This is a genomic window from Corynebacterium sp. NPDC060344 (genome assembly GCF_042725215.1).
Classification (GTDB): domain Bacteria; phylum Actinomycetota; class Actinomycetes; order Mycobacteriales; family Mycobacteriaceae; genus Corynebacterium.
In genome coordinates this window covers 1-9,784 of the sequence record NZ_JBHXCS010000019.1, presented here as the reverse complement: position 1 = coordinate 9,784, position 9,784 = coordinate 1, and the positions used below count along the sequence as shown (strand labels likewise).

The window sequence follows — 9,784 nt, the reverse complement described above, 5'->3', positions numbered from 1 at the left end:
GTGTGCGCCTGCACCATGTCGGGCTTGAACAGCTTGAACGGGTGCCTCAGCAGCCCGCCGCCCTGGCCCGAGCGGCCCCCTATGTCGGACTCGTTCTGGGCGGAGCCCAACGGGACCGCAGCGGAACCCAGAACGAGTCCGCTTCGCGGGCCAGATACTTCCTCGCTCCGCTCGGGAAGTGACTCCGTTTCACGGGATCCGGCCCTAAGGTCCGTTGGGTGGGTCCGCTTCGCTCCCCCGCCTCGCCCTTCCGACTCCGCCTTCGCCTCCAGTCAGATGCCCGCGTAGCGGGCATCTGACTGCCAAGAGGCGGGTCGCGGGCTACGGCCTGTACTCGTTCCCGTGCGTCGCCGAATTGTGCATGGCGTTCGAACTGTAGGAAACCCGGTCACTGCTCGCCCGTTCCCTGCGAGCCTGCTCAATCAGCAGACCCTCTGCGGTCTCCGTACGCCGATTCCCCCGCCGTAGCAGAGTCCATATCATCCACAACGCCGCCAACCCCATCACACCGAAAAACACGCCCAGCTCGACCACATCGCCCCCCGATACTCGATTCGAAACACGACCCTACCCAGACGATCACCAGGAAGGCAGGAATTCACCCAGCCGGCAGCGGCGGTCAGAGCATCAGAGCGCTGACGGCTCTACCGGCTGCCAGTCCTCTACCGGCTTCGTACGGAACAAGCCCCGGTATACGAGACGGGTCAGTACCACCGCACCCTCCCCGTACTCGTGCAGCTCCTCGAAAGCCTCAGCCGCCGACTCGTACACAAACTTCTTCCCCTTCGCGTTCTGGATGACCCACTCACGATCAGCCGCAACGCCAATCCCGCCAGTCTGCACAACTCCCCCAACCACAACACACCAGCCCGAAAATGCGATCGTAACCCTGCCTCCATGGCAGCCTCCTGGCGCTGGCAAGCCTTCGGAGATCAGGAGGGCGAGGGGTCGGTCATCTGAACATCACCCATCAGGCGTGCCTCATTTTGGATTGGGGATAGTTACAGGGCTAGGTGCTCCCATCCGCTGCCCGGGGTAACAGCCCGGTTTCTGACCGATCACCACACAGATCAATGCGGGACTCATCTGATCAGGGCATGACCGACGCACTGCGTGACGCGCAGCCACATCGAACCCTGTGCCCGTCAGCTTCAGCACTGTTCTCCGATGGCGGGATTCTGACACCGGACAACAACAGCCACCCACAACCCCGGACGCCAACCACACCCCATAGACACCGCACCAAAATGTCACCACCAACCCGTCCCTAACCAGCACGAACGACGACCCACCGCGATGACGACTACTGCAGCACCGGTGTGGCATTCAGGCCCCCACGCGGTATACCGAGCGGGAAGGCGGCGGCGTGCCGGGGCGCGGCCCCACGTCGGGCGTATGGGGGAACGGCGCAACGGCCCCGGGGCTGGCTGCGTGCCGGTGGGGTTTCTGAGTGATGAGCGGGCCGAGGCGTACGGGGGTGTTCGCTGAGGAGTCGACAAGGCCCGAGGGGTCTCTTCCTGGGCTGGTGTGCGTGCGTTCCTGTCTGTTTTGTCGACTTTGCCGACTCCTCGCTTTGCTGCCACGCAGTTTGCTGAGGTGTTCCCCCGTCGCCGCGCACCCCCGGTCTGCCCCAGGGTGAGAGGTGTTCCGGACGGGCCCGACGGCTCGCCTCCGGATCCCGTCGACGAGGAGGAGCCAGCCATGCCGGACACCCTGAAGGCCGCCGTCTGCGAGCCCACCCTGACCCCCCGCGAGCGCCAGGTCCTGGCTCTGCTCGCGGGCGGCGAGACGTACTGCTGCATCGGCCGGAGGCTGGGCATCAGCCCGCACACCGTCGACACGCACCTGCGCCGGCTGCGCGACAAGACCGGCACGGCCAACCGCACCCAGCTCGTGGTTTTCGCCCTCCAGCGCGGTTACGTCTCCTGAGCCCCACCAGGCCCTTCCCTTTGCCCGACTCTGCTGGCGTTTGCGGAATCTGAGCACCCTTCACTTTGCGGTCACGCACGTTGGTGAAGGGCCCGCTCCCGTACGTACGCCACCGGGCTGCGCCAGTGTTGGCCACGCACCGCATCCGCACCACACACCGCACCGGGCCCGCTCAGCGGGCGGGCCCCGCCATGTCCCTGGGGAAACCATGCCGAAGCGCCTCGCCCTGCTCCTCACCGCCGTCGCCACCGCCGCCCTGCTGGCCTTCCAGCCCGCTTCCCCCGCGTACGCCGACGACATCGAATGCGGCCACATCGTGCTCCAGTCGACCGGCACGCCCCTCTCCGGGACGGACTTCCAGGCAGGCGGCGACGGCCGGATGGAGCCGTGCGACACCTCCTGGGGCGGCTGATCCCCGCTTCGAAGGCTAGACCGGCGCCAGATCGGTGAGCACGTACCGTCCCCCGGGCGTCAGCTCCACCGACCAGGACCAACGGGCCGGGATGTACAGCACCTCCCCCGAGCGCAACCGGCACTGGAAGCCGTCCGCGCCCACGCCGCCCCGGTCACCGGACAGGCGCCACGTCCCCGCCCCCTCGACCTGATGGACCACCCGGTGCGCGGCGGGATTCACCGTCCCGCCGCTCCGGGCCACCAGGCCCGCACCCGGGCCGAGTTCGAGTGCCAGCCCGTCGAGCACCTGCGCCCACTCCGGGGCGCCCAGGACCGGATGCTCGTACTCGGGCCACAGCACACCCGGCGCCCGGTCCAGATGGACCGACAAGAACAGCACCAGCTCCGTGAGATGGACCGCGCTCTGCGCCGCCGCCCAGGGCGCCATGGTCCCGCCGCCGTCCATGCCCCGCCCCGCTCCTCGTTCGAAACGCCGCCCGTCAGACGTCCTGCCGGGGCCGTACGACCAGCATCGGGCACCTGGCGCCCCCCGACCAGCCGCGAAAGTCCGCTCCCGAGAACACGCGACGCGACGGCCCTGCGAGCAGCCGGCATCGCTCCTCAGCCCGCGTTCGCTCCGGACGGCGGCTGCCCCTCGAGACCGCCGCCTGCCGCCAGCAGCCCCTGAGCGGCCGCGTGGGCACCCGCCTGGAAGCGGCTGGCGGCGCCCAGCTCCTCCATGATGTCGGCGATGTGACGGCGTGCCGTACGCAGCGACATCCCGAGCCGCCGGGCGATGGCCTCGTCCTTGAGCCCGGCCGCGAGCAGCCGCACGATCGTCTCGTGGATCTCCCGGGAGACCTCTTCGAGCCCCTGGCCGGCGGCGTCGGCAAACGGGGTGGCCCGGTCCCAGGCCTGCTCGAAGATCTCACAGAGGTAGGCGACCGTGGACGGCTCCCGTATGACGACGGCACCCCAGCTGTCGTCCCTGACCGGGATGAAAGCCACCTCGCGGTCGAACACGATGAGCCGGCCGAACAACTCGTGCGCGGTGCGGTACTGGCCGCCCAGCGCCGACGCGGCGGCCACGTACGCCTGGCTGGGCCCGTTGAAGCGGGCCGTGTGGTGGTAGAGCGTACGCAGCCGGATCCCGCGGGCCAGCATCGCCCGGTCCCGCACCAGCGCCTCCTGCATCGCCTCCGGGACCCGCGACCCGCCCCCGGGCTGGCTGGTCAGGACCTCTCTGCGGCAGCGGTCCGAGGCCTGGTTGAGGGTGTTGCGGACGTCCTGCACGTTTTCCAGGAGCTCCAACCCCTCACCGCGCGCGCGCCGCTGGTGGTAGCGGGCGACGAACGGGCCGAGGTCCTCGCGCATCCCGGCGAGCCCGGCCTGCTGCTCCCGTATCCGCGCCTCCACGGGCGCGGCGAGCTGCGCCAGCGCCGTCTCGGGCGCCACCGCGAACACCGCCTGCGACCCGCCGGGACCGGTCTGCGCGTGCAGCAGCCGGGCCCGCCGCAGCCGCTCCAGGCTCGCCCCGGCCTCCCCGGCGGTGATCCCGACACCCTCGGCAACGGCCTCCGCCTCGCCCGTCCGCTTCTCCAGCACCCAGCCGTACACGGCCAGGTCGCTCTCCCCCAGCCCCCGCGCCGCGTCGAACGGTCCCGATTCCCCCTGCACTGCCACCCCTTGCCCCTTCGCCGCCGGCCCGACAGGTCGTGCCGGCGGCCGGCGCATTGGATGCCCGGGCCAAGGATAGGCGGAAGCGATCACCGGACGGCAGACGGACAGCCCCCGAGCACGAGGCGTCGGGGGCTGTCCGTATCCGTCTGCAGGGTGCGAGGAGGCGTCACACACCACGCATGGCGTCACGGGCGAGAGCGACCAGCGTCCCGGGAGTCAGGGCGTCCACCGCGCGGCGCTGGTGCTCGATCAGCGTCGCTGCGGCCTCGGTCAGCTCCCGGTCGTCCAGCGGTCGCCCTGGAATGTGCGCCCCGTCGGCGAGGACCGCCTGCAACAGGGCGTACAGGTTCGCGGTGCCCGCCTCGCGCACGGTCAGCGACAGGTGCGCGGACGGCGCGTCCCCCACCGCATCGGCGCGGTGTGCGAACCCCCGCGGTACGTACAGCACTTCGCCCGGCCGCAGCACGGTCTCCAGGAGCACTTCACCCGGGTCGCCGTCCTCCCGGGCCGGCTCCCAGTTGCCGTCGCGCGGTCCGCCGTAAACCTGCCAGCGCTTCTCGCCGCTGATCTGGATCGCGAGGACGTCGGCGTCGTCGCGGTGCAGGGGGCGGCCCTGGGTGCCGGCCGGGGTGCGGAAGACGAACGCCTCCACCTGCCGGCCGAGTTGCTCGCCCAGCCCCGCGGTCAGCGCCCGCACGCCCTGGTGCCACTGGTCGACGTACCGCAGGAGCACGGTGGCCCGTTCCTCCTCGACCAGGCGCCGTACGAGGTCGCCGTCCGCGTAGTCCTCGACGAGCTCACCGAGCACCACCCGCGGGGTGCAGAACCGCTCGACGGGCACGTGGCTGTCCGCATGGACCAGCCCGATGTAGGGAACCTTGAGGAGTCCCGCATCCAGAAGAGCATCCGTCTCGGCGGTGGCGATCACGTCCACCGGGGGGCACTCGGGACGCAGCACAGCCGGTGCGCGGCGCCAGTACGCGGCGAAGAACTCCTGCTCGTCGCCCACGCATCGGGTCAGCCAGTCCATCGTCGGTCTCACTCTCGCTCAGGCCGTGGGGCGGCTGCTGTAGGCGTGCAGGCGGGCGCTGTGCACGAGGGAAGGGGCGTCGGCGGCGTCGAGCCGGTCGGTCACATGGGCCAGCAGGGCGGCCGCCGTCGCCGTCAGGTCCTCGTCGCCCAGGGGACGGGCCGGCAGGGCGAGGCCCTCGGCGAGGAAGGACCGCAGCTGGGCCCGCAGGTGGTCGGCCCCGGCCTCGCGCAGCACGATCGTCAGGTGCAGCGAGGGACCGTCCGCCGTGGCCTGGGCGGTATGGGCGTAGCCGTTGGGCACGTACAGCACCTCGCCGGGCCGTACGACGGTGTCCAGCAACACCTCACCCGGGTCGTCCTCCCGCACGGGCTGCCAGTGCCCGTCCGTCGGCCCCCCGTAGACCTTCCAGTGCTTGGCACCACTCAGCTGGAGCACCAGGATGTCGCCGTCGTCGCGGTGCACCGCACCGAAACGCCCGGGTTGCGAATAGAAGAGGAATGCCTCGACGAGCCGGTCGAGCTCCCGTGCCAGTCCCGCGGTGAGTTCCCGCACCGGCGGATACCAGTGGTTGACGTAGCGCAGCTGCAAGGTGGCCTGCTCATCCCGGATCAGGGCACGCACCCGCTCCGCGTCGAGCCACCCTTCCAGGTACCGGCCGGCCACCACCCGAGGCGGACAGTAGGCCGCCTCGGGCACCGCGCCCGCCATGGTGAACAGCCCGGCGTACGGCACCCTCAAGGTGCCCGAATCCAGCAGATCGTCAAGATCCGCGAGTCCGAGAACCTCCGTCGGCGGATCGGCCGGCCGCAGCAGAGCGGGCCCTCGGCGCCACTGCGTGCGCAGGAAGCGGTCCGCGTCGGTCACACAGCGTTCGAGCCAGTCCACGGCTCACTCTCCTTGCTCTGGCCCGGCTGCGGGGCCCGCCGCCCCTGTGTGGTGGGCGGGCCCCAGCAGCAGACGGTCGGTCGGCGGGATCAGATGACGTCGGGGTAGCACTCCGCGCACCCGGCCACGACGGCGCTGCCGGACGGCGCGGCATCGGCGGCGAACGCGGCCGGAGCGAAGAGCGCCCCACTGACGACCGCGGCCGCCGCCACACCCAGCGCGGCCTTGCGGGAGAGGCTCAGAGCGGTCTTGGCGGGAGCGTCGGTGTTCTGCGAGAAGTCCATGTCATCTCCAGTGAGTTCATGTCCCGGGGCGTTTCCCCTTGACTGATCTCAATCCTGTCCGCCCCGCACCCTCACCGACAGTGACATTTTCCCGCTCCCGCACCCCCGTGACCCGCACCCTCGTGACCCGCACCTTCGTGACCGGCACCCCACCCCGAACACCCCACCCGCCAACAGCCAGCAGACCCGGCCGCAGCAGCCCGTCCACAGTCCGGCGGACAGGGGGCGGTGCAGGGTCTGTAAGCAAGACGTTGTCGGGGCCCCGGTCAGGTCTGGGGGAAGTTGGTCCGGTTCTTGGTCAGCCAGGTGGAGAAGTTCTGGAGGGCCGGGTTGAGGGTGCGGATGGCTTCGAGGTCGCGGGCGGCGGTGAAGCGGGGGGCGCAGTCGGCGTAGAACCGGAACATGTTGCCGGCCTCGTCGGCGCCGGGGAAGCCGAGGGCGCGGAACGCGTCCGGGGCCAGCGGGCGGTAGCGCACGGGTTGTCCGAGTGCCTCGGAGAGGGCCCTTGCCATGTCGGCGACGGGCAGGTGTTCGCCGGCGATGCTGATGGTGGCGGGAATGAAGTCGGTGCCGCGTTTGAGGATGGCGAGGGCGGTCTTGCCGATGTCTTCGACGGCGATCCCGGAGAGCTTGCTGTCGCCCATGGGGAAGTTCAGCTCCAGGGTGCCGTCCTCGGCCCGCTGGGGCGCGAACGAGCCGAACAGGTTCTCCCAGTAGAAGGTGGTGCGCAGGAAGGTGGTCGGTACGCCGGCATCGGTGAAGTACTGGTCGGCTTCGGCCTTGCCGTCGAAGTGCGGGACCTTGTAGGAGCCCTGGAGCGTGGGCATCCGGTCGTCGTCGAGCGGGATGCAGTCGCGGGTGTCTTCGAGGGTGGACCAGATGGCGTGCTGCACACCCGTGTGCCCGGCCGCCCGGGCCAGGGCCGCCGCCTGGGCCTTCTCGTGCGCCGCGTCCATGTCTTCCCAGAAGTTGGTCACCAGGTACGCCCCGTAGGCGCCCTCCAGGGCCGCGACCAGGCTCTCCTCGTCGTCCAGGTCGGCCCGGACCACCTCGGCGCCGAGTCGTCGCAGTTCCCGGGCCGGGTCCGAGTCCGGGTGGCGGGTCACCGCGCGGACCGCGAAGCCGCTGCCCGGGTCCGCGAGGATCGCCCGTACGAGGGAGCCTCCCTGGTGTCCCGTCGCGCCGAAGACGGTGACGGTTCGCTGCTCGGTCATCGCCGGCACCCGCTTCCTTGTTCGCTGTACGGCCAGGCGTATCCGCTGCGAAACCTATGGCCGCGGGTCGAGGCCGGGCGGCGGTACACGCCGAGCCCGCCCCGGATGGGCGTACCGCTCGCGCGGGGTCAGTGCGGGAGGCGCAGGGCCAGGCCGTCCAGGATCACGTCCAGGCCGTAGGTGAATTTGGTGTCGCGGATTTCTGCGGGGTCGAGGGGCGTGACCGCGGTGGCGTAGGCCTCGGTGAGGTGGTCGTGGTCGGCTGCGGCTTGTTGGGCGGCGGGCATGAGGCGGGCGATGAAGGCGGCTTCGGTTTCGCCGGAGCGGGCGACCGTGGTGAGCCAGGCCGCCTCGGTGGTGCTCATGCCGATGACGTAGGTGACGACCGTGTCGATCGCGCGGGTGGGTTCGGGGAAGCCGGCGGCCGTGAACAGGGCGGCCAGCTGTTCGGAGAAGGACATGAGGTTGGGGCCGAGGTAGGCGAGGCCCGCCTGGCCCAGGACCGAGGAGAGCCAGGGGTGGTTCAGGGCGGTCGTGCGGAAGGACGCGGCGGCCTCGGTGACGGCGGCGCGCCAGTCCTTGCGGGCGAGGTCCGGGGAGGGGACGAGGATTTCGGCGCACACCTCGTCCACTGCGAGCTCCATCAGCTCTTCCTTGGTCGCGACGTGCCGGTAGAGGGAGGTCGCGCCGGCGTTCAGGCGGGCGCCGAGCTTGCGCATGCTGAGTGCCTCGATGCCGTCGGCGTCGAGCATGGCCACCGCCTCGCGGACGATCGCGGTCCGGGTGAGGGCGGGCTGTTGGGTCTCTCGCTGCCTGCGGGTCCACACCGAGGGGATCGGGTTCGTGTTCTCGGGCGGGGTGGGCTTGGTGGGCATACCGCTCCTCCTTTTGCGTACAGCGTTCGCATTTAGCGTACACAGAGCGGGGGTTGCGCACAGTGTTCCGTGATGCGTACAGTGTGCGCATCGAAGGAACAGTGTGCTCAGGTCGGAAGGAAGCTCCCATGGAAGCCCGCAACCCACGTCGCTGGTGGATCCTGATCGTGCTCTGCCTCAGCACGCTGGTCCTGGTCGTCGACAGCATGGCCCTGACCGTCGCGGTGCCGTCGATGACGGAGGACATCGGGGCGAGCGCCCAGGACACCCAGTGGATCCTCGACTCCTACATCCTGGTGTTCGCCGGGCTCCTGCTCACCTCGGGCAGCCTCGGTGACCGGTTCGGTCGGCGGAAGATAATGATCATCGGGCTGTTGCTCTTCGGGGCGGCGTCGCTGGCCGCGACCTTCTGCACCAGCCCCGGCGAAGTGATCGCCGTACGCACCGCGATGGGCGTCGGCGGTGCGCTGATCATGCCCTCGACCCTGTCGATCCTCATCACGGTCTTCGACGAGGACGAGCGCGGCAAGGCGATGGCGGCCTGGGGCTCGGTGTCCATGCTCGGTCTGGTCGGCAGCCCGGTGCTGGGCGGTGTTCTGATCGACCACTTCTCCTGGCACTCGATCTTCTTCATCAACGTGCCCGTCGTCGCACTGGCCGTCCTGGCGGCGCTCACCCTCATGCCGGAGTCCAAGGGGCCCTGGCAGAAGCCCGACCCGCTGGGCGCGGTGCTGTCCGCGGCCGGTATGACCGCTCTGATCTGGTGGATCATCGAGCTCCCGCAGCACGGCGCCTTCGGTGGCCGCTCCGCCATCACCCTGGCCGTCGCGGTCGTCGCGCTCGTCGGGTTCGTCGTCTGGGAGAACGTCACGCCCTCGCCGATGGTGCCGCTGGTCCTGTTCAAGCACCGCAACTTCAGCGGCGGCTCGCTCTCGCTGACCCTCGTACAGATCGGCAACGGCGGCCTGCTGCTGGTGCTCACCCAGTACCTGCAGTTCGTCCTCGGCTACTCCCCCGTCAAGGCCGGCCTCGCGTTCGTGCCGCTCGCCGTCGCCGCCCTCATCGGCAACGGCGCCGGGGCCGGGCTCGTCTCGAAGATCGGCAACCGGCTCCTGGTACTGGCCGGGATGGTCGTCATGGCTTCTTCCTTCGCGCTGCTGGCCACCGTGTCGGCCGACACCGGGTTCACCGTTCCCGCCGTGGCCCTCGGCCTCCTCGGCCTCGGGGCCGGGCTTGCGATGCCCGCCGCGGTCGGGGCGCTCATGGGGACCATCCCGCAGGACAAGGCGGGCGTCGGCTCCGCTCTGAACGACACCATCCAGCAGGCCGGCACCGCGCTCGGCATCGCCATCCTCGGCTCGCTGCTGACCAGCGGGTTCACCCGGCAGATGCCGGCCGATGCCCCCGAGGCGGCGAAGCAGTCGATCGGCGGCGCGCTGGCCGTCGCCCAGGGCGACGGCGGCCTGGTCCACGCCGCCCGGGAGGCCTTCA

General features: G+C 70.4%; 10 protein-coding genes. 3 read left to right on the top strand and 7 right to left on the bottom strand.

Translation table 11 applies throughout. The annotated features are described in order from the left end of the window. Positions 1–1,701: 1,701 nt before the first annotated feature. Both ACFWGD_RS12855 and ACFWGD_RS12850 read left to right on the top strand, forming a co-directional pair. The gene (locus ACFWGD_RS12855) at positions 1,702–1,929 is read left to right on the top strand and encodes a response regulator transcription factor (RefSeq protein WP_377779087.1); all 228 of its coding nucleotides are present in this window, start codon (positions 1,702–1,704) and stop codon (positions 1,927–1,929) included. A gap of 208 nt (positions 1,930–2,137) precedes the next feature. Further along, the gene (locus ACFWGD_RS12850) at positions 2,138–2,341 is read left to right on the top strand and encodes a hypothetical protein (protein WP_377779086.1); all 204 of its coding nucleotides are present in this window, start codon (positions 2,138–2,140) and stop codon (positions 2,339–2,341) included. Between the two features lie 15 nt (positions 2,342–2,356). Here ACFWGD_RS12850 and ACFWGD_RS12845 read toward each other — a convergent pair whose 3' ends face one another. The 7 genes from ACFWGD_RS12845 to ACFWGD_RS12815 all read right to left on the bottom strand — a co-directional run bounded on the left by ACFWGD_RS12845 (position 2,357) and on the right by ACFWGD_RS12815 (position 8,293). Further along, the gene (locus ACFWGD_RS12845; protein WP_377779085.1) at positions 2,357–2,788 is read right to left on the bottom strand and encodes a hypothetical protein; all 432 of its coding nucleotides are present in this window, start codon (positions 2,786–2,788) and stop codon (positions 2,357–2,359) included. A 155-nt stretch (positions 2,789–2,943) separates the two neighbouring features. Further along, positions 2,944–3,999 (bottom strand): LuxR C-terminal-related transcriptional regulator, encoded by a 1,056-nt coding sequence (locus ACFWGD_RS12840; RefSeq protein WP_377779084.1) that lies wholly within the window; start codon positions 3,997–3,999, stop codon positions 2,944–2,946. 169 nt (positions 4,000–4,168) lie between these two features. Next, positions 4,169–5,032, bottom strand: coding sequence for a JmjC domain-containing protein (locus ACFWGD_RS12835; protein WP_377779083.1), 864 nt, complete (start codon positions 5,030–5,032; stop codon positions 4,169–4,171). A gap of 18 nt (positions 5,033–5,050) precedes the next feature. Further along, positions 5,051–5,920 carry a JmjC domain-containing protein gene (locus ACFWGD_RS12830; protein ID WP_377779082.1) on the bottom strand — a complete coding sequence of 290 codons (870 nt, stop codon included), beginning with the start codon at positions 5,918–5,920 and terminating at the stop codon, positions 5,051–5,053. Between the two features lie 89 nt (positions 5,921–6,009). Continuing rightward, positions 6,010–6,204, bottom strand: coding sequence for a hypothetical protein (locus ACFWGD_RS12825; RefSeq protein WP_377779081.1), 195 nt, complete (start codon positions 6,202–6,204; stop codon positions 6,010–6,012). Positions 6,205–6,470: 266 nt separating this feature from the next. Next, entirely contained in the window at positions 6,471–7,418 is a 948-nt protein-coding gene (locus tag ACFWGD_RS12820) for an NmrA/HSCARG family protein (RefSeq protein ID WP_377779080.1), read from the bottom strand. Between the two features lie 128 nt (positions 7,419–7,546). Further along, positions 7,547–8,293 (bottom strand): TetR/AcrR family transcriptional regulator, encoded by a 747-nt coding sequence (locus ACFWGD_RS12815; RefSeq protein ID WP_377779079.1) that lies wholly within the window; start codon positions 8,291–8,293, stop codon positions 7,547–7,549. 128 nt (positions 8,294–8,421) lie between these two features. Here ACFWGD_RS12815 and ACFWGD_RS12810 point away from each other — a divergent pair. Beyond that, on the top strand, positions 8,422–9,784 hold a 1,363-nt coding region (locus ACFWGD_RS12810), incomplete at its 3' end, for an MFS transporter (RefSeq protein WP_377779078.1).